This is a genomic window from Bradyrhizobium sp. AZCC 2289 (assembly GCF_036924615.1).
Classification (GTDB): Bacteria; Pseudomonadota; Alphaproteobacteria; order Rhizobiales; family Xanthobacteraceae; genus Bradyrhizobium.
Genome location: NZ_JAZHRY010000001.1, coordinates 6,265,001 through 6,288,810, shown reverse-complemented (window position 1 = coordinate 6,288,810; position 23,810 = coordinate 6,265,001). Strand labels below are relative to the sequence as shown.

The 23,810-nt window shown below is 62.5% G+C and carries 23 protein-coding genes, 1 tRNA gene and 1 pseudogene (1 of these 25 cut by a window edge); 19 read left to right on the top strand and 6 right to left on the bottom strand.

Annotation, left to right across the window (positions count from 1 at the left end):
- Positions 1-240: 240 nt before the first annotated feature.
- Positions 241-1,302 (bottom strand): YeiH family protein, encoded by a 1,062-nt coding sequence (locus V1289_RS29835; RefSeq protein ID WP_334401210.1) that lies wholly within the window; start codon positions 1,300-1,302, stop codon positions 241-243.
- An 87-nt stretch (positions 1,303-1,389) separates the two neighbouring features.
- Between V1289_RS29835 and V1289_RS29830 the strand changes: the two genes are divergently transcribed.
- Positions 1,390-2,328: a LysR family transcriptional regulator gene (locus V1289_RS29830; RefSeq protein WP_334401208.1), complete on the top strand. Its 939-nt coding sequence runs from the start codon at positions 1,390-1,392 to the stop codon at positions 2,326-2,328.
- On the opposite strand, the gene V1289_RS29825 is transcribed toward V1289_RS29830, so the two are convergent.
- A complete protein-coding gene (locus V1289_RS29825) occupies positions 2,315-2,515 on the bottom strand; it encodes a hypothetical protein (protein ID WP_334401206.1) in 201 nt (66 codons plus the stop codon). The two genes, V1289_RS29830 and V1289_RS29825, sit on opposite strands and share 14 nt — an antisense overlap.
- 246 nt (positions 2,516-2,761) lie before the next feature.
- Positions 2,762-2,838, bottom strand: a tRNA-Met gene (locus V1289_RS29820).
- 311 nt (positions 2,839-3,149) lie between these two features.
- On the opposite strand from V1289_RS29820, the gene V1289_RS29815 reads away from it, so the two are divergent.
- From V1289_RS29815 to V1289_RS29800, 4 genes are all read left to right on the top strand, one after another.
- Complete coding sequence (locus tag V1289_RS29815; RefSeq protein WP_334401204.1) at positions 3,150-4,583, top strand: coniferyl aldehyde dehydrogenase; 1,434 nt, start codon at positions 3,150-3,152, stop codon at positions 4,581-4,583.
- Between the two features lie 137 nt (positions 4,584-4,720).
- The gene (locus V1289_RS29810) at positions 4,721-6,328 is read left to right on the top strand and encodes a GMC family oxidoreductase (RefSeq protein WP_334401202.1); all 1,608 of its coding nucleotides are present in this window, start codon (positions 4,721-4,723) and stop codon (positions 6,326-6,328) included.
- 667 nt (positions 6,329-6,995) lie between these two features.
- Positions 6,996-7,250 carry a type II toxin-antitoxin system prevent-host-death family antitoxin gene (locus tag V1289_RS29805; protein WP_334401200.1) on the top strand — a complete coding sequence of 85 codons (255 nt, stop codon included), beginning with the start codon at positions 6,996-6,998 and terminating at the stop codon, positions 7,248-7,250.
- 9 nt (positions 7,251-7,259) lie between these two features.
- On the top strand, positions 7,260-7,685 hold the full coding sequence (locus V1289_RS29800) for a hypothetical protein (RefSeq protein ID WP_334401198.1): 426 nt from the start codon (positions 7,260-7,262) through the stop codon (positions 7,683-7,685).
- A 782-nt stretch (positions 7,686-8,467) separates the two neighbouring features.
- Here the strand turns inward: V1289_RS29800 and V1289_RS29795 are convergent.
- Positions 8,468-8,842, bottom strand: coding sequence for a hypothetical protein (locus V1289_RS29795; protein WP_334401196.1), 375 nt, complete (start codon positions 8,840-8,842; stop codon positions 8,468-8,470).
- A 351-nt stretch (positions 8,843-9,193) separates the two neighbouring features.
- Between V1289_RS29795 and V1289_RS29790 the strand changes: the two genes are divergently transcribed.
- From V1289_RS29790 to V1289_RS29760, 7 genes are all read left to right on the top strand, one after another.
- Positions 9,194-9,709 carry a CvpA family protein gene (locus V1289_RS29790; RefSeq protein ID WP_334401194.1) on the top strand — a complete coding sequence of 172 codons (516 nt, stop codon included), beginning with the start codon at positions 9,194-9,196 and terminating at the stop codon, positions 9,707-9,709.
- 135 nt (positions 9,710-9,844) lie between these two features.
- Complete coding sequence (locus tag V1289_RS29785) at positions 9,845-10,627, top strand: SDR family oxidoreductase (protein WP_309182042.1); 783 nt, start codon at positions 9,845-9,847, stop codon at positions 10,625-10,627.
- Positions 10,624-11,613, top strand: coding sequence for an NADPH:quinone reductase (locus V1289_RS29780; protein ID WP_334401191.1), 990 nt, complete (start codon positions 10,624-10,626; stop codon positions 11,611-11,613). The genes V1289_RS29785 and V1289_RS29780 overlap by 4 nt, the downstream gene beginning before the upstream one ends.
- A gap of 35 nt (positions 11,614-11,648) precedes the next feature.
- On the top strand, positions 11,649-12,497 hold the full coding sequence (locus tag V1289_RS29775) for an MBL fold metallo-hydrolase (RefSeq protein WP_334401189.1): 849 nt from the start codon (positions 11,649-11,651) through the stop codon (positions 12,495-12,497).
- A 243-nt stretch (positions 12,498-12,740) separates the two neighbouring features.
- Positions 12,741-13,583 (top strand): fumarylacetoacetate hydrolase family protein, encoded by an 843-nt coding sequence (locus tag V1289_RS29770; RefSeq protein WP_334401187.1) that lies wholly within the window; start codon positions 12,741-12,743, stop codon positions 13,581-13,583.
- A gap of 137 nt (positions 13,584-13,720) precedes the next feature.
- A complete protein-coding gene (locus V1289_RS29765) occupies positions 13,721-14,335 on the top strand; it encodes a glutathione S-transferase family protein (protein ID WP_334401185.1) in 615 nt (204 codons plus the stop codon).
- 12 nt (positions 14,336-14,347) lie between these two features.
- A complete protein-coding gene (locus V1289_RS29760; RefSeq protein WP_334401183.1) occupies positions 14,348-15,217 on the top strand; it encodes an MBL fold metallo-hydrolase in 870 nt (289 codons plus the stop codon).
- 223 nt (positions 15,218-15,440) lie between these two features.
- Here the strand turns inward: V1289_RS29760 and V1289_RS29755 are convergent, their stop codons facing one another.
- Entirely contained in the window at positions 15,441-15,983 is a 543-nt protein-coding gene (locus V1289_RS29755) for a methylated-DNA--[protein]-cysteine S-methyltransferase (RefSeq protein WP_334401182.1), read from the bottom strand.
- A gap of 187 nt (positions 15,984-16,170) precedes the next feature.
- Here V1289_RS29755 and V1289_RS29750 point away from each other — a divergent pair, with 187 nt between their 5' ends.
- The 6 genes and pseudogenes from V1289_RS29750 (at position 16,171) to V1289_RS29725 (ending at position 21,314) form a co-directional block, all read left to right on the top strand.
- A complete protein-coding gene (locus tag V1289_RS29750; protein WP_334401180.1) occupies positions 16,171-16,983 on the top strand; it encodes an alpha/beta fold hydrolase in 813 nt (270 codons plus the stop codon).
- A gap of 4 nt (positions 16,984-16,987) precedes the next feature.
- A pseudogene (locus tag V1289_RS29745) lies at positions 16,988-17,796 on the top strand (alpha/beta fold hydrolase).
- Between the two features lie 38 nt (positions 17,797-17,834).
- Positions 17,835-18,089 carry a hypothetical protein gene (locus tag V1289_RS29740; RefSeq protein ID WP_334401179.1) on the top strand — a complete coding sequence of 85 codons (255 nt, stop codon included), beginning with the start codon at positions 17,835-17,837 and terminating at the stop codon, positions 18,087-18,089.
- An 87-nt stretch (positions 18,090-18,176) separates the two neighbouring features.
- Positions 18,177-18,950, top strand: a complete 774-nt coding sequence (locus V1289_RS29735) for a GntR family transcriptional regulator (RefSeq protein WP_334401178.1) — start codon at positions 18,177-18,179, stop codon at positions 18,948-18,950.
- A 17-nt stretch (positions 18,951-18,967) separates the two neighbouring features.
- Positions 18,968-19,768: a phytanoyl-CoA dioxygenase family protein gene (locus tag V1289_RS29730; protein WP_334401177.1), complete on the top strand. Its 801-nt coding sequence runs from the start codon at positions 18,968-18,970 to the stop codon at positions 19,766-19,768.
- 205 nt (positions 19,769-19,973) lie between these two features.
- On the top strand, positions 19,974-21,314 hold the full coding sequence (locus V1289_RS29725; RefSeq protein WP_334401176.1) for an NAD(P)H-dependent oxidoreductase: 1,341 nt from the start codon (positions 19,974-19,976) through the stop codon (positions 21,312-21,314).
- Here V1289_RS29725 and V1289_RS29720 read toward each other — a convergent pair.
- On the bottom strand, positions 21,280-22,365 hold the full coding sequence (locus V1289_RS29720; RefSeq protein WP_334401175.1) for an NAD-dependent epimerase/dehydratase family protein: 1,086 nt from the start codon (positions 22,363-22,365) through the stop codon (positions 21,280-21,282). The genes V1289_RS29725 and V1289_RS29720 overlap by 35 nt on opposite strands.
- 433 nt (positions 22,366-22,798) lie before the next feature.
- Here V1289_RS29720 and V1289_RS29715 point away from each other — a divergent pair, with 433 nt between their 5' ends.
- Positions 22,799-23,810, top strand: the 5' portion of a protein-coding gene (locus V1289_RS29715; protein WP_334401174.1) for a TRAP transporter substrate-binding protein. It continues 77 nt past the right edge of the window; 1,012 of the gene's 1,089 nt are visible here — the first part of the coding sequence; it begins with the start codon at positions 22,799-22,801; its stop codon lies beyond the right edge, outside the window.

The window sequence follows — 23,810 nt, the reverse complement described above, 5'->3', positions numbered from 1 at the left end:
CGGAGCTGCTCCGACTGGCTCTTGAGATCCGATAACTCTCCGGCGTTCGCAGCCGTCGCCATGCCGAGACTCGCGGCAGCAATTATCAATGCCCTTTTCAAGACCTGGTCTCCCCCTGTCGGGGCCGATGGAACGAGACCCCACAGAGAGATGACTGGAATTCAAAGCAGGAAATTCTCGAGCTGCATTTTCATTTTCTCGCGTCGCGTCGCGCCGCTGTGCGCATCGCGCGGGCGCATCTCAATGGAACAGATGAACCAGTCCGATGCTGATCGCGAGCAACGCGAGCAAGGACAGCGTGACCGCTGCCGTCACCTTGCCGCCAATGCCGGCGAGAAGACGAATATCGACGCCGAGCCCGAGTGCGGCCATCGAGACCACCGTCAGGAACGCCGCGATCCTGGTGACGGGCGCCACAACGCCATCCGGGACCAGCTGCAAGGAACGAAACGCGGCAAGGACGAGAAAGCCGATGATGAACCAGGGCACCAGCGTGAACGGGCTCATCGCCTTCATCGACAATCCGCCCGCCCGCTTGCGCGACATCAGGATGGAAAGACCGACCACGACCGGACCCAGCATCAGCACGCGTATCAGTTTCACCAACGTTCCGATCTGGGTGCTGACCAGACCGGCGGGCAATGTGGCCGCGAGCACCTGCGGGACGGCGTAGACCGTAAGCCCGGCAAGAATTCCGTACTGCGTCGCCGATAGACGTAAGAGCGGAATCAAGAGCGGCAGACCCAATACCATCAAGACGCCGAGAATGGCGGTAAAGGAGATCGAGGACGCGATGTCATCGGCGTCGGCGCCAATGACGGGCGCCACCGCCGCGATCGCGGAGTTTCCGCAGATGGAATTGCCGCAGGCAATCAGGATCGCGAGCCTGGTCGACAGGCCGAACATTCGACTGAGGCTGTAACTGACGGCGAGCGCAACGACGACGGTCGCAACGATCGCGGCCATCAGGAGGGAGCCGGCGGCGGCGATCGCAGCGAAGCTGATCGACGCGCCCAACAGCATCACGGCGAGTTCGAGCAGTTGCTTGGCGCTGAATGCGATACCGACCGACCAGCGCTCGAGCGGATTCCAGACGGTGCGGATGGCGGCTCCCAGCAGGATCGCGATGACGAGCGCCTCGACATAGGGATGCGCGAAGGCGCGCTCTTCCAGGCTCTGGGCACCCAATGCGACCAGTGAAATCAGCGCACAGAGCGCGACGCCGGGCAACAGCGAGATCAGCCGGCTGACCGTGCGTCCCAGCCGGCTTCGGGAATTGGAGGGATCCGCGTCTTCAGGCACAAAAACTCTCCCCTGTTAGGAGAATTTATGCGCCGAACCCGCAATTAAAGATAATATCTTTTCGGCCTGCCCCCATAGAGAGAAGTTATGTCCCTCAATCTGCATCTGCTCCGCTTGTTCGCCACCGTGGTCCAGACCGGGAGCTTCTCACGCGCGGCCGAAATCCTGAGCATCAGCCAGCCGGCGATATCCAAGGGGGTACGGGACTTCGAGTTGCAGGTCGGCTGTCGCCTGCTGGACCGCACCCGGAAAGGCGTGCGGCCGACCCGGGAAGGACAGGCGCTTGCCCGGCACGCGGAAACCCTGTTCGCAGCCGAACGCGCCGCCGAAGACGAGCTTCGCTCGCTGCGCAGTCTCGACAGCGGATCGCTCCGCGTCGGCGCGAGCACCACGATCGCGACCTACATGATCCCCGAATATCTCGGCATCTTCCACCGGACCTATCCGGGTATCGATCTCCACATCGTTACCGCCAACACCCGCGACATCGCGGACCTCATGGCACGACACGAGATAGAGATCGCGCTGGTCGAAGGTCCGGTGGAAGACGACAGTCTGGTCAGCGAGCCCTGGCGGACCGACGTCATGAGCCTGATCGTCGGGCCGCTTCACCGGTTTGCGTCATCGAAGGGCCCGGTCGACTGCAGGGAGCTCGAACAGGAAATTCTGATCGTGCGGGAGCCCGGCTCCGGTTCGCGTGAAGTCGTGACACAAGCGCTTGCTGCGCAACGCGTGGAGCCGCTGAGAACACTGGAAATCGGAGGCACCGAAGCGATCAAGCAGGCGGTCGCCGCCGGCGTCGGCGTATCGATCGTGTCGACGGTTGCCGTCGCCGATCAGGTCAGGCTCGGGCGCCTCAACGTGATACCGCTCAAGGACCTGCGCATCGAACGCATGCTGTGGCAGCTGAAGACCCCGGGCCGGCTCGACATTCCGGCGGCCACGGCCTTTGAGCGCATGATCCGCGAGCCCGTTGGCGAGCAGGCGGAACGCAAGCGCGCGCAGGTCAGGCTCAGGCGGGATTAATGAACGCGAAGATGCCGCCGCTGCCTGGTTCGAAGTAGATCGCGCGTGCAACGACGATGGTGAAAACCAGCAACCAGAACACGGATGCGCCGAGCCACATCAAGCGCTTCGAAGCCCGCCCGCGCGAACCTGCCGCGTCGGCAACCGCCTTCGACATCGTGAATGGATCAAATTCAGGCTTGCTCACAATCGCTTCCACTGATCGCAATGACTGGGATAGATGTCGCGAATTTCGGCCGGGAAGCAATGGAAGCAAAATGTCTTTTGATGCACCGGGCTGGAAACTTGTTCTCGATCCCAATGCCGGACGACGGTTTCCTTCTCGATGCCTTAATTCGACATCGGAGACGCGACGGTCCAGCTGCGGCGGTCAACGCAAGCATCAAAACGAAACCCCAGTAATCCATTAAGATTACTGGGGTTTTCATCAACTTGGTTGCGGGGATAGGATTTGAACCTATGACCTTCAGGTTATGAGCCTGACGAGCTACCGGGCTGCTCCACCCCGCGTTAAACCGTTGCGCGCCTTTTTCCGAAAAACCAGTGCCGAAACGATCCCGGCGAACGCCAGATGGCGCCGATCGATCCCGTCCGGAGGCTTCCTGAGAAGGCGACCCGGGCCGAAGCCATCGGGTGCGAGCGCTATGTATCAACGTGGCTCTGGTTTGGAAAGGCCCAAAGACCGGTTTCTGCGCTTTTTGTGACGTCCAAACCGGAGGTTTTGCGCCCCAACACGGTAAGTGGAACCGCACTTGCCAGAAACACCGCAAAAGCGGAGCTTTGCGCCAAGATTTGCGCCAAGAGACGACCGGGAGAGCGCCATGGACCAGCCACTGAAAAGCCCGGGGCAGCACGCCCTGGAGGAGGCCTTTCATCGCCAGTTCGAGCTGTCGCGCATCGAGCCCGCACCGGCGCTTGCGCTCAGGCTCGACCGGCTGAAGCGGCTGCGGGTGGTGATCTCGGAGAACGAGGCGGGGTTCGAAGCGGCCATCTCGGCGGATTTCGGCCATCGCAGCCCGATCGAGACCGCGATCGCCGAGGCCATGCTGGTGCTCGGCGAAATCAAGCACGCCGCCAAACATCTGAGGAAATGGATGGCGCCGCAGCGCATCGCCACCACGCTGCAATTTGCGCCCGCCAAGAACCGCCTGATCCCGCAGCCGCTCGGCGTGGTCGGCATCATCGCGCCCTGGAATTATGCGCTGCAACTGACCCTGGCGCCGGCGGTGGCCGCCCTTGCCGCGGGCAACCGCGTGATGATCAAGCCGAGCGAGCTGGTGCCGCGGTTCTCCGCGCTGCTCCAGGAAGTGCTCGCGCAAAAGTTCGACGCCACTGAGATGATCGTGACCGGGATCGACGACGAGATCGCAAAAGCCTTTGCCGCGTTGCCGTTCGATCATCTTGTCTTCACGGGCTCGACCCGCGTCGGCCGTCTCGTGGCGGAGGCGGCCGGGCGCAATTTGACGCCGGTCACGCTCGAGCTCGGCGGCAAATCGCCCGCGATCGTCGACCGCTCCGCCGATCTCAACGAGGCAGCCGAGCGCATCGCCTACGGAAAACTGCTCAACGCCGGCCAGACCTGCATCGCGCCCGATTATGCACTGGTGCCGGAAGCATCCATGCTGGATTTCGTCGTCCGGCTCGAGGGCCACATGCTGCGGATGTTCGGCACCGATCCCGACAACAAGGATTACACCTCGATCGTCTCGGACCGGCACTATGCGCGGCTCGAGGCCTTGGTGGCGGACGCCGCGGCCAAGGGCGCCAGCATCCTGCAGGCGGCAAAACCCGGCGATCCCGCCTGGAAATCGAAGCGTAAGTTTCCACCGACGATCATCGTCGGCGCGACATCCGAGATGACCGTAATGCAGGAAGAGATTTTTGGGCCGCTGCTGCCCGTGGTCGGTTACAGGAATGCGGGCGAGCCGATCGCCTTTATCAACGGGCGTGACCGTCCGCTGGCGCTGTACTGGTTCGGCAAGGACGATGCCGCGCGCGACGAGGTGCTTTCGCGCACGGTCTCCGGCGGCGTCACCGTCAACGATTGTCTGTTTCACTTTGCCCAGATCAACCAGCCGATGGGCGGGGTCGGCGCGTCCGGCACCGGCGCCTATCACGGTGAATGGGGTTTTCGGACGTTGACCAAGCTGAAGCCGGTATTCTATCGCTCGCCTTTCAACCGGCTCGCCGATCTCTATCCGCCCTATGGCGCGAAGATCGCGCGGCTGCAAAAACTGCTGAGGTTCTTGTCGTAACAATTCGAACGTAACCGTCATTGCGAGCGCAGCGAAGCAATCCATAGGGCCACAAAACAAGTGTGGATTGCTTCGTCGCTTCGCTCCTCGCAATGACGAGGACTGACAGAGCGAACAACAAACCTGGGGGAACACGCGTGACGGATACATTTGATTTCGTGGTGGTGGGCGGCGGCTCCGGCGGCTGCGCGGTGGCGGGACGGCTTTCCGAGGACGCCGGGACGTCGGTGGCGGTGCTGGATGCCGGCGGCAAGAACGACAATTGGGTGGTCACGACACCGTTCGCGCTGGCCCTGATGGTCCCGAGCAAACTCAACAACTGGGCGTTCGACACCGTGCCGCAGAAAGGCCTCAACGGCCGCATCGGCTATCAGCCGCGCGGCAAGGGTCTCGGCGGCTCGTCCGCGATCAATGCGATGGTCTATATCCGCGGCCACCGCTCCGATTACGATCAGTGGGCCTCGCTCGGCAATCCCGGCTGGTCGTTTTCCGACGTGCTGCCCTACTTCAAGCGCGCGGAAGACAATGCCGATTTCGGCGGCGAGTATCACGGCAAGGGCGGCCCGCTCGCCGTCAACAAATTGCGCTCCGACAATCCGGTCCAGCAGACTTTTCTGCAGGCCGCCCAGGAGGCGCAGTTTCGCCTTCGGGAAGATTTCAACGCCGATGAGCACGAAGGGCTCGGCGTCTATCAGGTGACCCAGAGGAACGGCGAGCGCTGGAGTGCAGCGCGCGCCTACATTCATCCGCATATGGGATCGCGCGCCAATCTACGCGTCGAAACCCAGGCGCAGGCGACCCGGATCCTGTTCGAGGGCAAACGCGCGGTCGGCGTCGAATACCGGCAGGGCAAGGCGTTGAAGCAGATCCGCGCGCGGCGCGAGGTGATTCTCTCCTCCGGCGCGTTCCAGACGCCGCAATTGTTGATGCTGTCGGGTGTCGGCGACAGCACCGCGCTCGGCAGCCACGGCATCGCAAGCGTCCATCACCTGCCCGGCGTCGGACAGAATCTGCAGGATCATGTGGACTTTGTGTTCGGCTACATGTCGGACGATCCGAATTTCAACGGCCTTTCGTTCAAGGGCCTGCCGCGGCTGTTGCGGGCCATCGGCCAGTACCGGCGCGAACGCCGCGGACCGATGACCTCGAACTTCGCCGAGTGCGGCGGTTTTCTGAAGACCCGGCCCGACCTCGACATCCCCGACATCCAGTTGCATTTCGGCATGGCGCTGGCCGACGATCACGGCCGCAAGCGCCACATGGGCACCGGCTTCACCTGCCACGTCTGCCTGTTGCGGCCGAAGAGCCGCGGCGACGTCGCGCTCGGCAGCGCCGATCCGTTTTCCCCGCCGGTGATCGATCCGAATTTCTTCGGCGAGCCGGACGATTTGGAAACAATGGTCGCGGGCTACAAGACCACGCGACGGCTTTTGGAAACGCCGGCGCTGCGCGCCCTGCAGAAAAAGGACATGTTCACCGAAGGGGTGCGCACCGACGACGACATCCGCGCCGTGCTGCGCGCCCGCGCCGACACCGTCTATCACCCGGTCGGCACCTGCAAGATGGGCGTCAATGATCCCCTCGCCGTGGTCGATCCCAAACTGAAAGTCCACGGTCTCGAAGGCCTGCGCGTGGTCGACGCTTCCGTCATGCCGACCCTGATCGGCGGCAACACCAACGCACCGACCATCATGATCGGCGAGAAGGCCGCCGACATGATCAAGGCGGAGCTGCGGGCGAATTGATTTCTTGCGCGAACGATCCATCCTCGCCGTCATTGCGAGGAGCAAAGCGACGAAGCAATCCACTCTTCCTTGCGTAGCAGCATGGATTGCTTCGCTTCGCTCGCAATGACGTGGATAGGCTGCCCGTGCGATGCAACACCATCGTCGTCCCGGCGAAGGCCGGGACCCATAACCACCGATGTGGCTTGTGAAACGAACTGGAGCTCCATCCTGACATAATCTGAGCATCGGCGATGGGTCCTGGATCGCTTATCCGGACGACAAAAATTATCTCGCGGCGCGATGCGTCAAGCGCTCCCCAAAATCATCCCCCGTCTCGCAGGCTGGCGCTTCTCGGCTCGCTCAAGCGCCAACAGCGGATCGGGTTCGTATCGCGACAGACAAGCCGCGGCATCCGCGCCAGTTACAGCGACAGTGCACTTAATCCGTTTGGCAGCGTCGCAAGATTATGAACGCACGTGAGGTCAGAGCTAGCCGGTCAAATTAAGTGCATAGCAATTCCTCCCGTGATTCCTGTGGTCGCCAGATAGCTCGAAAGGAACTTGATCGGCGCGGCAGGCCGGCGAAGGAGCCGGGAAAATCTCGACAATCCAAGGGAGGAATTGACCCAATTACGTATTATACGTATAATGCAAACTTGATCAACTGCTCTGGGAGATACCCCATCATGGTCCAGACGAGCGCCCTGGAATTCCAGCGCAAATTCGGAGAGTTTCAACACCAGGCCCAGCGCGAGCCGGTGGAAATTACGCGTCACGGCCGGCGGGAGTTCGTGCTGATGTCGGCTGAGCATTATGACTGGCTAACGGCGGCTGCCAAGCGCACCACCCGAACAGTCGATGCGACGCAGGTGGTGATCGACGCTGTTGAACGGGCCGAGATGGACCCTGAACATACCGCGCTTGACGAACTGCTCAAGTGAGCAGGTGAAGTGGCCTTTCCCGAGCCCAAGCCGGGCTTCGTCGTCCGCTATGATTATCTTTGGACCCATGAAGCGGCCGCGGGTCGTGATCAGGGAAAGGACCGTCCGGCCTGTCTCGTCGCGGCAAGCGACAGCCAGACGCGGCCGCGTTTTGTGGTCCTGTTGCCGATCACCCATACGCCACCCGATGGGGATACGATCGGAATTGAGATTCCGGCGAAGGTCAAAGAGGCAATCGGTCTCGACGATGCGCGGAGCTGGGTCATCGTATCCGAGCACAACATCGACGAATGGCCGAACGCCGGTCTTTCACCGCTTCCGGGGAAGCCGGGTGTGTTCGGCTATGGCTTCATTCCACCCGGCCTGTTCGCTCAGATCAAAGCCAGGTTTCTCGAACTCGCTCGACAGAACAAGAGCGGGGCGGTGCGCCGTTGATTGCGAACGGATGCAAGGGAAGCAGGGAAGCCTTCGATATGCGGGGGATGGGTGGAGTACGCAGCAACCACGATCTGCTGCCCAAACAGATTAAGTGCACCGCAACTGCGTGAGAAGTTGATACGACGATCCGGGAGTTCACGAGGCGAGGGCGGCTCAGAAGGAAGGCTAGCCTAGTAACTCTTTCCTGGCATTTTTATACCAAGGAGCATGCTTCGCGTCATCCCAGTTGTGAGGCATAAGCATCAACCGAGGTAGAGTATTGAATTCCTCAAGAAGAGACAGAAGAGAATATATATTATTGACGACTGCCTTATTTATCTCCTTCATTTCAGAATCGTGGATTCGTGAACAAGCAGTCCACGGTATTTTATCTCCGCCATCGAGTGTAGTCACAATGACTTCGGAATCATCGGCATACTCCCCCTTCGAGTTCTTAGGCCACATACCGCGTGTATGTCCTCAATGGGTGTATTGTTTCTATAACCGTGAGCGGCGAGTATTTTTGCGACAAGTTTTGTTCCGTCTTTTTTCACGATAGTAACTCCTTCCAAAGGACGTCTGGGCTTTTGCTTTGAGTACTAAGCGGCGAAACTCAATGCCGAATTGCCGTGACAGTGCACTTAATCCGTCTTGGCTACGGCTCACGCGATGCGGATCGCTACCGGTCAATTAAACGCACTGTCACCATAACCCGTATTCGGTGTTTGCGGCGACAGCCCCCTCACCCGTCGCCTCACTTCGTGAGGCGCCACCCTCTCCCACAAGGGGAGAGGGGCGGACTATTTCACGCGCGCGTCGTCGATCCACCACTTCCGGCCGTTGACGGACACTTCCACGTAACCGTCGCCGTTTTCGTCACTGGCAACCATCTCGACCCTGGTCCCGGCGGACAAGCGGATGGGGCAGCTCTCGTTGGCTTTCACACCCTCCCTGGTCAGCGATGCCCGGGTGTACGCATACGCCGCCGCCCAACTTGTGCAGGCAAAGGCTTCGCGGGTGATGATGCCTTGTCTCGCAAGCGCCGCGCCCATCGACGCGGCGAGCGCGACAAATGTGGTCTTAATGGCTGTCGTTTGCATGATGCATAGAACCATCGAAGCGCGCGAAATGCCAGCCGTCGTTGCTCTCATGATCGGCGAGAAAGCCGCCGACATGATCAGGGCCGAGTTGCGGGCGAATTGATTTGCCACTTCACGCCAATTCCGCCGTCATTGCGAGGAGCGAAGCGACGAAGCAATCCATTCTTTTGTGGGCTGGCAAGATGGATTGCTTCGCTTCGCTCGCAATGACGTGGATAGACTGCGCCGCCGAGATTGGATTCGGCGCCGACCCGGCGTTGCGGAATCCCCGGTGATGAGGATGATTTCTTTACTGACGTCGAATAGGTCAGACATGACGCGGTCCTTCGCAACAAAGCGGGCTCATTGATACCTACATTTTAGCGATCGCAACCCGATTCATTGGCCAACCACCGAGGCGCCGGCAACAGGCGGAGACTCTGATCCATGAACAGTTTCGATGTTGTCGTCTATGTCGGATTGCTCATTGCCGTGGTTACCGGCTTCAACACCGGCCTGCTGCGCAGCGCGATCACGATCCTCGCCTATCTGTTCGCGATGCCGATCGCGGTGTGGGCAACGTCGGCCCTCGCCCCGCAGCTCGACGGCAGGCTCGGCTCGCCGCTGACGCAGAATTCACTGCTGTTCTTTGGAACTTTTCTGATCGCCGGCATGGTGCTCGGAAAATGCGCGCGCATGGCGCTCGATGATACGATCGGATCGGAAGCCGGCATCGGCGACCGGCTTGGCGGCGCGGCGCTTGGCGCGGCGCGTGTCGGCCTGGTCGCGGTCACACTGGTGCTGATCTTCGACCAGCTCGTTCCGGTCGATCGCCAGCCGGCATTTTTGACCGGCTCGCAGCTGCGGCCGCTGTTTTCAGCGGCCGGGCAAATGGGATTCCGGTCCCTGCCGCCCGACGTCGCCGCCACCGTCGATCGCCTCAAGCGCGAACAGCGGATCTAGACCGGGCGGCCGGCGCGATAGCCGCTTGCTGATATGCATTTTGACCGGACCCGCTCCCTTATCAGAGCCGGGAATGTTGGCTACAGTGATACGGTCGAACTTCAAAAAATCACCTGACATAACGGGAGTGAAACTGTGGATCTTGGGATCAAAGGCCGTCGCGCCATCGTTTGCGCATCGAGCAAGGGCCTGGGGCGCGCCTGCGCGATGGCGCTGGCCAATGAGGGCGTGCATGTCACCTTGACGGCGCGCGGCGCCGAGGTGCTGAAAAAGACCGCCGATGAAATCCGGAAAGCGCATCCTGGCGTCACCGTGACCGAAGTCGCCGGCGACATAACCACGCCGGCGGGTCGCGAGGCCGCGCTCAAGGCCTGCCCGGATCCGGACATCCTGATCAACAATGCCGGCGGCCCGCCGCCCGGCGATTTCCGCAACTGGACCCGCGACGACTGGATCAAGGCAATCGACGCCAACATGCTGACCCCGATCGAACTGATCAAGGCGACCGTGGACGGCATGATGGCGCGCAAATTCGGCCGCATCGTCAATATCACCTCGGCCGCGGTGAAGGCGCCGATCGAGATACTGGGCCTGTCCAACGGCGCCCGCGCCGGCCTCACCGGCTTTGTCGCCGGCATCGCGCGCAAGACCGTGATCAACAACGTCACCATCAACGGCCTGCTGCCGGGCCCCTTCAACACCGATCGCCTGCGCGGCACCGCCAAGGGCGATGCCGACAAGCGCGGCCTCACCGTGGACCAGATCTTGGCGGAGCGTGCCAAGCTCAATCCGGCCGGGCGTTTCGGCGATCCGGAAGAATTCGGTGAGGCTTGTGCGTTCCTGTGCAGCGCCAAGTCGGGCTTCATCACCGGGCAAAACATCCTGCTCGACGGCGGCGCGTTCCCGGGCACGCTGTGAAGGCTGTCTGGTACGAGCGAACCGGTGCTGCGCCGACGGTGCTGACCGTCGGCGAGATGGCGACGCCGACGGCGGGTCCGGGCGAGGTCCGCGTCCGGCTGGAAGCCTCCGGCGTCAACCCGGCCGATGTCGGCCGCCGCGGCGGCAGCTATCGCGCGTTGGAATTTCCGCGCGTGATCCCCAACAGCGACGGCGCGGGAATCATCGATCAGATCGGCGACGGCGTCACGCGCTTTGATGTCGGCGACCGGGTCTGGCTGTTCAACGGCCAGCGCAACGGCCGCGCCTTCGGCACCGCGGCGGAATATATTGCGCTGGCGGATTATCTGGTGACGCCGTTGCCCGAGGATGTTTCCTTTGCCGCCGGTGCGACGCTCGGCATCCCCTGCATGACCGCATGGTGCAGCCTGTTCTGCGACGGGCCGATCACGGGACAAACCGTTCTGGTCACCGGCGGCGCCGGCGCGGTCGGCCATTACGCGGTGCAGCTTGCGAAATGGGGCGGTGCTACCGTGATCGCAACCGTCAGCTCGCAGCCTAAGGACATGGAGGCACGGCTGGCCGGCGCCGATCTCGTCATCAACTACCGGACCGAGGATGTCGTCTCAAAAGTGATGGCGTTCACCGACAAGCGCGGCGTCGACCGCGTGGTCGATGTCGACTTCGGCGGCAACATCGCGACCACGCTGAAAATCATGGCGCTCAATTCGACCATTGCGGTCTACGCCACCAACGGCAATCGCACACCGACCATCCCGATGCGCGACCTGATGGAAAAATGCATCGCGCTGCGCACGCTGGTGCTGTTCGCACTGCCGCCGCCGCTGCTGGCCGCAGCCCAGCAAGACATCTCAAGATGGCTGGCCGCGGGAACGCGCGTCCACAACATCGCCGCACAGTTCGCGCTTTCGGAAACCACGCAGGCCCATCTCGCCGTGGAGAAGGGCGACAAGATGGGCACGGTGATTGTCGACTGCGCGCGCTAGCACGCGATCAATTGGCTCGGAAGGAAAAGTGCCGGATGCACTGGAATGTAGGTAAGGTCAGGATCACGAAAATCGTCGAACTGGAGACGGTCGGCAGCACGCGATTCATCCTGCCGCTCGCCACCAACGAGGAAATCCAGAAGCTGCCCTGGCTGATTCCGCATTTCGCCAATGACGAGGGCCGCCTGAAAATGTCGATCCACTCGCTCGTGGTGGAGACGCCGCAGCGCCGGATCATCGTCGACACCGGACTCGGCAACGACAAGCAGGGCCGCAATGTGCCGACCTGGAATAACCGGAACGATCCCTTCCTCGATACCCTGACCAAGGCGGGTTTTTCCCCTGACAGCATCGACACCGTGCTGTGCACGCATCTGCATGTCGACCACGTCGGCTGGAACACCACGCTCGTCGGCGGCAAATGGGTGCCGACATTTTCGAATGCGCGATACGTCTTCGGCAAGACCGAATACGAATACTGGCGCGACCACAGCGTGGAGCCGGACAAGATTGCCGTGTTCGCGGATTCCGTGAAGCCGATCGCCGACGCCGGCAAGGCCGATCTCGTCGCCAGCGACCACAAGCTTGCGGATGAAATCACCTTGATCCCGACGCCCGGCCACAGCCCCGGCCATATGAGCATCCACATCCAGTCGGACGGCGAAGCGGGCCTGCTCTCCGGCGACGTCGCCCATCATCCCTGCCAGATGGCCCATCTCGACTGGTCGTCGACCGCCGATTCCGACCCCAAACAATCGGCCGTGACGCGGCGCGACCTGTTCTCGCGCTTTGCCGATACGCCAACCCTGGTGATCGGCGGGCACTTCAATGCCGGCCATATCAGGCGGGAGGGGGATGCCTTCAAGTTTATCGCGCTGGGATGACGGTGTCCCTCATGGTGAGGAGCGCGTCTTCGCGCGTCTCCGGACGATGCTTGGCATCGCCGGGCGAACCATGCTGCCCATCCTTCGAGACGCGGCCTGCGGCCGCTCCTCAGGATGAGGGTAGCTGCAATGCAGCGGCAGTCTGCCATTGAATTTCCCGCCGCGCTGTTCCATGAAGCATCCCGGTAAGAGCGCAAGAAACCCTGAGAAATCCTCAAAAAACCCCGTAGGGAGTGATCAAAAATGAAGCTTGTTCGGTATGGCGCGAAGGGTGCGGAAAAGCCCGGCCTGATCGATAAATCCGGGCAGTTGCGCGATCTTTCCGCGCATGTGAAAGACCTCGACGGCGAGGCCTATTCGCCCGCCTCGCTGGCCAAGCTCGCCGGGCTCGATCCGTCAAAACTCCCCGCCGTCGACGGCAAGCCGCGCTTCGGCGCGCCGGTCACCGGCATCTCGAAATTCGTCGCCATCGGCCTAAACTATGTCGATCACGCCAAAGAAACCGGCAACCCGATTCCCCCGGAGCCGATCTTCTTCCTGAAGGCCAACACCGCGCTCTCCGGCCCGAACGACGCCGTGGAGAAGCCGCGCGGCTCGACCAAGCTCGACTGGGAAGTCGAAATCGCCGCCATCATCGGCACCCGCGCCAAATATGTCAGCGAGGCCGACGCGCTCAACCACGTCGCCGGCTACTGCATCTGCAACGACGTTTCCGAGCGCAATTTCCAGATCGAGCGCGGCGGTCAATGGACCAAGGGCAAGTCGCACGACACGTTTGGGCCGGTCGGCCCGTGGCTCGCGACCAAGGACGAAATCGCCGACGTGCAGAAGCTGTCGATGTGGCTCGACGTCAACGGTCAGCGCCGCCAGACCGGCTCGACCTCGACCATGATCTTCACCATGGCGAAGTGCATCTCCTACGTCTCGCAGTTCATGACGCTGTTGCCCGGCGACATCGTCACGACCGGCACGCCTCCGGGCGTCGGCACCGGCATGAAGCCGCCGCAGTTCCTCAATGCCGGCGACGTCGTCACGCTCGGCATCGAAGGCCTCGGCGAACAGCGCCAGGAAATCATCGCGGCGTGAACTACCACCGTCATCCTGAGGAGCGCGCCACCGGCGCGCGTCTCGAAGGATGGGCCACGACGACCGTCATCCTTCGAGGCTCGCGAAGTGCTCGCACCTCAGGATGACGGGCACCTTCTTGTTTAGGGAATTTCAGCATGAAACTCACTTTCTCCCCCGCCTCGCCGTTCGCCCGCAAGGTTCGCATTGCCGCGATCGAGACCGGGCTGATCGACAAGATCGAATTCGTTCCATCAGCGGTGGTGCCTGGCCAGTCCAACGAGGAATATTCGCGCATCACGCCGCTGAAGAAACTGCCGGTGCTGATCCTCGACAATGGCGACGTCATTCTCGATTCCTACGTCATAACAGAATATCTCGACGAGCTCGCCGGCGGCGGCAAGCTAATCCCGGCCTCCGGCCCGACCCGCTGGCAGGTGAAGACCGATCATTCGCTGCTGCAGGGCATGCTCGATTCCATGCTGCTGTGCCGCTACGAAAAGATGGTGCGGCCGCAGGGACTGCAGTGGCAGGCCTGGTCCGACGACCACTGGAACCGGGCCTGGACCGGCATGGCGCGGTTCGAGAACAAGCCCGAGGTGCTGTCGCGGCCGTTCGACATCGTGCAGATCGGGCTTACTTGCGTGCTCGGCTACGCCGATTTCCGTTTTGCCGATTGCGGCTGGCGCAAGGCCTATCCGAAGCTCGATGCGTTCCATCAAAAGATGCTGGAGCGGCCATCGGTGAAAATCTCGGTGCCGCCGGCGGCGTAAGCGGAGATCCCCATGAGCCTCAAATTCAGCGTCGGCGATCTCACCATCCATCGCGTCATCGAGCAGGAAACCACCTTCCTGCCGGCGCTTGAGATGCTGCCCGGCCTGACGCCGGAGCTGCTGGCCGAGAACCGGGCGTGGATGCAAAAGGCCGGCGCGCTCGACGCCAGCGACGTGCTGATCCTGTGTTTCCAATCCTACGTCGTGAAGACGCCGCACCATACCATTCTGGTCGATAGCTGCATCGGCAACGACAAGCCGCGGCCGACTCGCCCGAAATGGAACATGAAGACCGACGACACCTACGCGCGTGCGCTGGCGGCGGCAGGATTTTCCGTTGGCGATATCGACTATGTGATGTGCACGCATCTGCACGTCGATCATGTCGGCTGGAACACGCGGCTGGAGAACGGCCGCTGGGTGCCGACGTTTCCGAATGCGCGCTATGTGTTCGGCAAGACCGAGTTCGATTACTGGACCGAGCAGAATGCGAAAGCGCCGGTGCCGCCGTTTGGAGACAGCGTGCTGCCGATCGTCGAAGCCAGCAAGGCCGAGATCGTACGCAACGATTATCGGATCGGCGATCACGCGCGCATCCTGCCGACACCCGGCCATACGCCCGGCCATGTCGCCTTCACCTTCGGCCGGGCTAAGGACGACGCGGTGTTCGCCGGCGATCTGATGCATTCCCCGCTGCAGACGCGTTATCCCGAGATGTCGGCGAAGTTCGATGTCGATCAGGCGCAGGCCGCGACGACGCGGCGCGGCTTTCTGGAACGCTATTGCGACGCCGACACGCTGTGCTGCACCGCGCATTTCCCCTCGCCCTCGACGGGGAAAATCCGGCGGCTGGGGAACGGATTTTCCTGCGAGGCGGTTTAACCCGACGCTGGGCTCAGCTCACCTCTCCCCGCTTGCGGGGAGAGGTCGGATTGCGCAGCAATCCGGGTGAGGGGGTACCGGTCTATCGATTGGCATCGACTCGCTGATAGTGCCCCTCACCATAGCCGATGCTTCGCATCGGCGTTCTTCCCCTAAGAACGGCGGCCATAGGCCGCTTACGCCTCTCCCCGCAAGTGCGGGGCGAGGGAGCAAATCCACAGATTCAATCAAACAAACTCGGCGTGTGGTTCACCACGGCACCCTCGATCGCCAGCATCTTCAGCTTGGTGACCACGCCGCCATTGGCGGAGAAGCCGCCGGGCTTGCCGCCCGCCGCCAGCACGCGGTGACAGGGCACCACGATCGGGCACGGATTGCGCCCGAGCGCCTGGCCGACATCGCGCGACAGTTCGACGCCGCCGAGTTTTTTGGCGATATCGCCATAGGTCATGGTCTTGCCCGGCGGAATTTTCCGCGCGATGTCGTAGACGCCGCGGTTGAATTCGGGAACGCCGTCGAGGTCGAGCACGACTTCCGCAAGATCGTTCGGCTTGCCCGCGAGCAGCTCGAGAATCCCGTCGATCGCGCCTTGCACTTCCGCCGTCGGCGGGGCTTCCGTGACATCGCCATCGCGCTGAAGAATGCGCTTGCGGGTCTTGTCCTCGCTGCCCATCGGCAGTTGCACGCCGGTGATGCCGCGCGCGCCCCACACAATGCCGCAAGGTCCGATCGCGGTGTCGAAGATCGCAAAATGCTGGCCGGTCATGGCTGGCTCCAAATCCTGTAATCCCTGTTGTGAGCTTGCTATCTCGCTGCAATATGGGCTTGGAAATTGTTGCTATCCACCCGAATCCTGAGGGAACTTGACGGCGTAAACAAGTTCCGATGATCTGGGTCGTCGCAGCGCCATGCAATGGCGACAAGCCCCACTCGCCTCACCCCACGAGCCCCCGATGCAAACGCTTCACGTCAACGGATACGACATGGCCTATCTCGAGGTCGGCGAGGGGCCGCCGCTGGTGTGCGTGCATGGCTCGCTGTGCGACTTCCGGATCTGGTCGGCGGTGCTGGGACAGCTATCGAAAAAGCATCGCGTGATCGCGGTCAGCTTAAGGCACTTCTTTCCCGATCGTTGGGACGGCGTCGGCGACACCTATTCGATCGCCCAGCACGCCGCCGACGTCATCGCCTTCATCGAGCAGCTGGATACCGGGCCGGTCGATCTGATGGGCCATTCCCGCGGCGGGCACATCGCGTTTCGCGTCGCGCAGCGCCGGCCTGATTTATTGCGAAAACTGATCCTGGCCGAACCCGGCGGCGAGTTCGACGCCACGCTCGATCCGGCCTTCAAGCCCGGGCCCTCACCGCTGGCAGCGAGGATTGCCGCGGCCGCCGAGGTCATCGCCAAGGGCGATATCGACGGCGGCTTGCAGATCTTTATGGACGCGCTGGAAGGCCCCGGCGCCTGGAAGCGGCTGCCGGCGACGCCAAAACAATTGCTACGCGACAACGCCACCACCCTGATCGGCCAGACCCGGGACAAGCGTCCGCCGTTTTCCAAAGCCGATGCGGAGGCGATCGAGACGCCGACGCTGTTCATCGGCGGTGCCAACACCAAGGGCGCGCTGGCGCAGGTGCTGCATACGCTGGCAGCGCATGTGAAGGGCGCGCGAACCGAGATGATTCCGGGCACCACGCATCCGATGTTCGAACAGGCGCCGCAGAAATATTGCGAGATCGTGCTCGATTTCCTGACCGGGGCGTGAACCGATGCAAACGCTGCGCGTCAACGGTTACGACATGGCCTATCTCGAAGTCGGAAAGGGCCCGCCGCTGGTCTGTGTGCACGGCACGCTCGGCGATTTCCGCACCTGGTATGCGGTACTGGGGCCGCTGGCGCACCAGCATCGCGTGATCTCGGTCAGCCTGCGGCATTTCTTTCCCGAACACTGGGACGGCGCCGGCAGCGATTATCTGATGTCGCAGCATGTCGCCGACGTCATCGCGTTCATCGAGCAGATCGCGCCCAAACCGGTCGACCTGATGGGCCATTCGCGCGGCGGCCACATCGCCTTCCGCGTCGCGCAAGCACGGCCTGATCTGCTGCGACGCGTGGTGCTGGCCGAACCTGGCGGCGACCTCGACGCGTCGCTTGATCCTGCCCCGGCAGCTTCCGGTCCCTCGCCGCTTGCGGCGCGGATGCCGATCGCGTTGGAAAAAGTCAGGAGTGGCGACATCGACGGCGCGATGATGCTGATCGTCGACATGATCGACGGCGACGGCGCGTGGGCCCGCCTGCCAACTGCCGCGAAGCAGCAGCTGCGCGACAACGCTTTCACGCTGATCGGCCAGGTCGGCGAGAACCGAGGGCCTTTTGCAAAAGCCGAAGCGCAATCGATCACGACGCCGACGCTGCTGATTGGTGGCGGCGATACCAAGGGCTCGTTATCCCGGATATGGCGCGTGCTCGCCGAGCATATTCCGGGCGCAAGGACCGCGGTCATCCCCGGCGCCCGCCACTGGATGAACAGGCGCCGCAGGAGTTTTCGAAAGCCGTGCTCGCGTTTCTGGCGGGGTAGCACTTCACCCTCTCCCCTCGTGGGAGAGGGTGGCGCGTTTGAGCGAAGCGAAATTGCGCCGGGTGAGGGGTCTCTATCCGCGGAGACAGACCCTTCCCGAAACCTTCAAGGGCCGCGCGCGGGCAGCAAAACCCGCGCTGGTCGACGGCGCACTGGCGCTCGCCGTCATCTTCGGCGGACAATTGCGCATCGTGCTGCGCCTCACCATCAGCGGCGACCGGATCGCCGCGGTGGAGGCGGTCGCCGATGCCGCGCAGATCGCCGAATTCGATGTGGAGGTGCTTGAGCGCTGAACCGGCTCAAAAGTGCCCTTGACCGGCGTCTTCGCCAGCGGTACTCATTTGGAACACGGAATTCCGTATTCTATATTGGGCACCGGCATGATCCCGTTAGGCCCGCTCCCCAACTTGATCGACCAGGTCTATGCGCGGATCCTGGAGGCGATCATCGATCGCACGTTGCCGCCGGGGCAGCGCATCCGGCAGAACGAGCTGGCCGAGAAACTCGGGGTGTCGCGTCAGCCGGTTTCCCATGCACTGCATCTGCTGCACCGGCAGGGTCTTGTTGCCGAAAGCGGCCGTCGCGGCTTTGAGGTCACCCAGCTCGATCCGCAGCGCATCCGGCAGCTCTACGAGGTGCGCGGCGCCATCGACGCACTCGCGGCGCGATTGGCCGCCGGGCGGATCAAGACCGATGCCTCCGGCCGCGCGCGGCTGGAAGCGGCGCTGCAGGCCGGACGCGCCATCGACAAGACGACACCACTGGCGAAACTGATCGCGCTCGACGTCGATTTTCACAGCGCGATCCATCGGCTGTCCGGTAATCCCGCGATCGAGGAGATGATCGCGCCGCAATGGCCGCATATGCGCCGCTCGATGGCGACGGTGCTGGCCGAACTCGATTATCGCGAGAGCGCCTGGGCCGAGCACGAGGCGATTGTAGCGCAGATCGTTGCGGGCAACGCCAAAGCGGCCGAAGCCGCAGCGCTGGCGCATGCGCAGACCGCAGGACGACTGACGGAAGAGAGACTGAGGGCCACCGACGAGGCGTGCCTGAATGAAACGCCGTCATTCCGGGATGGTGCGCCAGCACCAGACCCGGAATCTCGAGATTCCGGGTTCGCGCTTTGCGCGCCCCGGAATGACAAAAAATGAACAACAGGAGGAAAGCCATGAAACTGACCCAGCAGCAGATCGACACTTTCAACCGCGAAGGCTGGCTGTTTCTGCCTGAGCTGTTCAGCCAGGAGGAAGTCGATTATCTCGCGCGCGAGGCCGTCGGCATCTACGACGCCGATCGCCCCGAGGTGTGGCGCGAAAAGAGCGGCGCGCCGCGCACCGCCTTTGCAGCCCATCTCTACAACGAGGCGTTCGGCGCGCTCGGCGCGCATCCGCGCATGATCGAACCGGTGGAACAGATTTTTGGCGAGAAGGTCTACATGCACCAGTACAAGATCAACGCCAAATCCGCCTTCACCGGCGACGTCTGGCAATGGCATCAGGATTACGGCACCTGGAAGCGCGATGACGGCATGCCGGAGCCGCGCGCGATGAACATCGCGATCTTCCTCGACGAGGTGATGCCGATCAACGGTCCCTTGATGCTCGTGCCGAAGAGCCAGCACGCCGGCGACTTGCAGGCTGCGCATGATCTTCAGACCACATCCTATCCGTTGTGGACGCTGGATGAGGCGACGGTGACCAAGCTCGTAAAGGAAGGCGGCATCGTCGCACCCACCGGCAAGGCCGGCGGCATGCTGATGTTCCACGGCAATCTGGTGCATGGCTCGGCCGGCAACATCACGCCCTATCCGCGCAAGATCGTCTATCTGACGCTGAACGCGGTCTCGAACTATATCCGCACCCCGACGCGGCCGGAATACATCGCCCATCGCGATTTCACGCCGATCCAGACCGTGGCTGACGACGCGCTGCTGCGGTTGGCGCGTGCGCATCGCCAGGCGGCGGAGTAAGCTAGCGCTCGCGACACTAAATACGTCGTCATGCCCGGCCATAGCAGTCAAGCTTGCGCAGACTGCGTAAACTTGTCTGCGGTGCCGGGCATCCACGTCTTCACGCGGCGGGACAAAAGACGTGGATGGCCGGGACAAGCCCGGCCATGACGGAATAAAATGCCGGCCGCTTTCGCAACAAATTCATTCCCCGGATCCTTCCCCCATGAACCTTTCCCACCTCCTCAACGCCCGCAGAGCATCCGGCAAACCGGTTCGCGTCGCCCTGATCGGGGCTGGCAAATTCGGCTCGATGTTCCTGTCGCAGGTACCGCATACACCGGGGCTCGAGGTGCCGCTGATCATCGACCTCGACCGCGACCGCGCCCGCGAGGCCTGCCGCACGGTCGGCTGGGATGAGGCGCGGATCGCCGCCACCGCCTTCACCGACGACGGCGCGCGCGCGATCGCGGGCGGCGCGATGGATGTGGTGGTCGAAGCCACCGGCAATCCCGCGGTCGGCATCCGGCACGCACGGGCGGCGATTGCGGCGGGCAAGCATGTCGTGATGGTCAATGTCGAGGCCGACGTGCTGGCAGGGCCGCTGCTGGCGGAGGAAGCGCGTAAAGCGGGCGTGGTCTATTCGCTGGCCTATGGCGATCAGCCGGCGTTAACCGCCGAAATGGTCGATTGGGCGCGCGCTACGGGATTCCGGGTCGTCGCCGCCGGTAAAGGAACAAAGTATCTGCCGGCCTATCACGACGTGACGCCGGAAGGCGTCTGGAGCCATTACGGGCTCACCGCGGGCGAAGCGCAATCGGCGGGCATGAACCCGCAGATGTTCAATTCGTTTCTCGACGGCACCAAATCCGCGATCGAAATGGCGGCGATCGCCAACGCTTGCCTGCTCGATGTCCCGACCGACGGCTTGCTGTTTCCGCCCTGCGGCGTCGACGATCTGCCGCATGTGATGCGGCCGCGCGACAAAGGCGGCGTGCTGGAAAAATCCGGCGTGGTCGAAGTGGTGTCGTCGCTGGAGCGCGACGGCCGGCCGGTGTTCCGCGACCTGCGCTGGGGCGTCTATGTCGTGCTGGAGGCGCCGAACGATTATGCCGCCGATTGCTTCAGGCAATACGGCCTGAAAACCGACGCGTCGGGGCGATATGCCGCGATGTACAAGCCGTATCATCTGATCGGACTGGAGCTGAACATCTCGATTTTGTCGGCAGCATTGCGCAACGAGCCGACCGGCCAGCCGCATGGTTTTCGTGGCGACGTCGCAGCGGTCGCCAAACGCGACCTGCGTGCCGGCGAAATGCTCGACGGCGAAGGCGGCTACACGGTGTGGGGCAGACTGATGCCGGCGGCCGCCAGCCTTGCCGCCGGCGCGCTGCCGATTGGGCTGGCGCATCGCGTCAAGCTGAAGAACGATGTCGCCCACGGCGCCGTGGTGCGCTGGAGCGATGTCGAGGTCGACGCCAACAACGACACCATCAAGACCCGCAAGGCGATGGAAGCGGCATTCGCGGGCGCTAAGGCAGCAACCGCAGCGTCCGTGCCTGCCTGAACCATTTCTGGAACATCGCTTCGGTATCCATCATTTCGGTGAAACCGGCCTGATTGATCTTCACCGTCGAGACGATCGAGGGCGGGCCCGATTGGGTCTGGCCATGACGCATGCTGTAGTCGGCATATTGAAACGACAGGTCGACGAACGCCTCCAGATCCGGTGAGATCAGATTGTGCCTGCGCCGCAGCTCATCCCACGGCGCGATCCATGCGGGATATTGCCGCGCCAGCGACAGCGGCACCGCATCGCCCGGCTTCATCTCCAGCGCATCGGCAATGGCCGGCCAGATATTCTCCCAGGTGAAGACGTCGCCATTGGTGACGTTGAAGACCTGGTTGCGCGCAGCGTCGGCTTCCCCGGACCAGGCGATCGCGCGCGCCAGCAGGTCGACGTCGACCGCCTGCGACACCCGCGCGGCGCCGCCGGGATAATCGAGCGGGCGTCCCTGCTTGCGCAGCATCGCGGCATAGACGCCGAGCGGCGGGATCAGGTCCATGGCGCCGCCCATCGCAAGGCCTATGATCAGGACCGGACGCAGAATGCTCCAGTGCCAGGCCTTGCCCTGCTGCAATTCGCGCAGAAAATTCTCTTGCGCCCAGTAAAAATTCGGCTGCTCGTACATTTCCGAGCGGCCTTCGCGCGCCGGCACAATGAGCGGGCGGACGTGAACGCCGTAGGCCTTGGTGCCCTGCAGCAGCGCGACGTGCCTGAGTTGCGGCGCGACCGGCTCGAGCGCGGCCATCAGGTTGCGCAGCATCAGGTCGTTGGTGCGGATCTGGTTCGGATCGAGCCAGCCGTCGATCAGGTTCGGCGCTTCGTACAGCGCGGCATAGGTCAGATGCGTTGTGCCCTGCAATTCCGTCGCGGCGCCGGCGCATTGCGCTGATATGGTGAGGTCGATCGGCACATGGCGCGCGCCATGGAGCTCGCGCGGCTTGCGCCGCGACAGCGCGACCACTTCGCATCCGCCCAATGCACCGAAGTGCCGCAAGGCGGCATTTCCCACCAGCCCCGTCGCGCCCGCGACCACGACTTTCCTGCCCGCCATTTCCAACTCCGCTGCGATGACCTGCTCTAGAGTTTCGGTTCTGATTGAATCAGAACCGAAGCTCTAGATTCTTGTTTTGACGCGTTTTCTTCACGCGAACCGGTATCCACTTCGCTCGAAAACGCTCTAACTAGCAAATTGCGGCCGACGCCGCAGCGTGCCGTCTTAGACTTTCGTCAGACGGACCAGGCCTGGCGGCCCTCTTCGCAACTGCGGTGGAAGCACAACGCTTGATTATCGGCCGTCGATTGTTCATCCTGCCCGTGGAACCGCAAATCTCTGATTTGATTGCGTCCAAAACCAAGAGCCTTTGAAGGCCCACGAGCCTTTGAAGGCGGGGCTTCATCAACAACTTAACGTCGTCCGTCGGCGAACAAAAAACGGCATCAAGATCGTTGTCCCTCGTCGAGGTATCGGCACAAAGGGGAAGCGCATGAAACGTCGTGATTTTTTGAAGGTGGGCGGCATCGGTCTCGCCGCGAGTGCAGTTGCTGCACCCGCGATCGCGGAATCAATGCCGGAAGTGAAGTGGCGGCTGGCCGCCAGCTGGCCGAAGGCGCTCGATACGCTCTACGGCGGCTGCGAATTCTTTTGCAAGCGGGTTGCCGAGATCACTGACAACAAATTCCAGATCCAGTCGTTCGCCGCCGGTGAAATCGTGCCGGGCTTGCAGGTGCTTGACGCCGTCTCCAACGGCACCGTCGAGATGGGCAACACCGCGCTCTATTACTATTGGGGCAAGAACCCCGCGTTTACGTTCGGCACGGCGCTGCCGTTCGGCCTTAACACGCGCCAGCATATTTCGTGGCTGGTATGGGGCGGCGGCACCGATATGCTCAACGATCTTCTGAAGGAATATAACTGCCTGGGTATTCCGACCGGCTCTACGGGCGCGCAGATGGGCGGCTGGTTCCGGAAGGAGATCAAATCCATGGAGGATTTCAAAGGTCTCAAATTCCGCGTCGGCGGGTTCGCCGGAAACATCATCGCCAAGGTCGGCGGCGTACCGCAGCAGATCGCGGGCGGCGATATCTATCCGGCGCTCGAGAAGGGTACCATCGATGCAGCGGAATGGGTCGGTCCCTATGACGACGAGAAACTCGGCTTCGTCAAGGTCGCGAAGTTCTACTATTATCCCGGCTGGTGGGAGGGCACCGGCCAGGGCCACAATTTGATCAACCTGGCCAAGTGGAACGCGCTGCCCAAGCACTATCAGGCGGTGCTTCAGGCGGCCTCGGAAGACACATATACCTGGGTCACCGGGAAGTATGACTACGTCAACCCGCCGGCGCTGAAGCGGTTGCTGGTCGCAGGCGCGCAGCTGCGGCCATTCCCGCAGGAAGTGCTGGAGACCTGCTATAGCGCCGCGAACGAGATCTATGCCGATCTCTCGAAGAGCAACCCGCACTTCAACAAGCTGTACGCGAGCCTGTCAGCCTACCGCA

Coding starts and splice junctions, on each gene's coding strand:
- V1289_RS29830 (WP_334401208.1), top strand. CDS start 1,390: ATGTCCCTCAATCTGCATCTGCTCCGCTTGTTCGCCACCGTGGTCCAG.
- V1289_RS29765 (WP_334401185.1), top strand. CDS start 13,721: ATGAAACTCACTTTCTCCCCCGCCTCGCCGTTCGCCCGCAAGGTTCGC.
- V1289_RS29775 (WP_334401189.1), top strand. CDS start 11,649: ATGCACTGGAATGTAGGTAAGGTCAGGATCACGAAAATCGTCGAACTG.
- V1289_RS29735 (WP_334401178.1), top strand. CDS start 18,177: ATGATCCCGTTAGGCCCGCTCCCCAACTTGATCGACCAGGTCTATGCG.
- V1289_RS29760 (WP_334401183.1), top strand. CDS start 14,348: ATGAGCCTCAAATTCAGCGTCGGCGATCTCACCATCCATCGCGTCATC.
- V1289_RS29790 (WP_334401194.1), top strand. CDS start 9,194: ATGAACAGTTTCGATGTTGTCGTCTATGTCGGATTGCTCATTGCCGTG.
- V1289_RS29720 (WP_334401175.1), bottom strand. CDS start 22,365: ATGGCGGGCAGGAAAGTCGTGGTCGCGGGCGCGACGGGGCTGGTGGGA.
- V1289_RS29730 (WP_334401177.1), top strand. CDS start 18,968: ATGAAACTGACCCAGCAGCAGATCGACACTTTCAACCGCGAAGGCTGG.
- V1289_RS29755 (WP_334401182.1), bottom strand. CDS start 15,983: ATGACCGGCCAGCATTTTGCGATCTTCGACACCGCGATCGGACCTTGC.
- V1289_RS29795 (WP_334401196.1), bottom strand. CDS start 8,842: ATGTCGGCGGCTTTCTCGCCGATCATGAGAGCAACGACGGCTGGCATT.
- V1289_RS29805 (WP_334401200.1), top strand. CDS start 6,996: ATGGTCCAGACGAGCGCCCTGGAATTCCAGCGCAAATTCGGAGAGTTT.
- V1289_RS29770 (WP_334401187.1), top strand. CDS start 12,741: ATGAAGCTTGTTCGGTATGGCGCGAAGGGTGCGGAAAAGCCCGGCCTG.
- V1289_RS29725 (WP_334401176.1), top strand. CDS start 19,974: ATGAACCTTTCCCACCTCCTCAACGCCCGCAGAGCATCCGGCAAACCG.
- V1289_RS29750 (WP_334401180.1), top strand. CDS start 16,171: ATGCAAACGCTTCACGTCAACGGATACGACATGGCCTATCTCGAGGTC.
- V1289_RS29815 (WP_334401204.1), top strand. CDS start 3,150: ATGGACCAGCCACTGAAAAGCCCGGGGCAGCACGCCCTGGAGGAGGCC.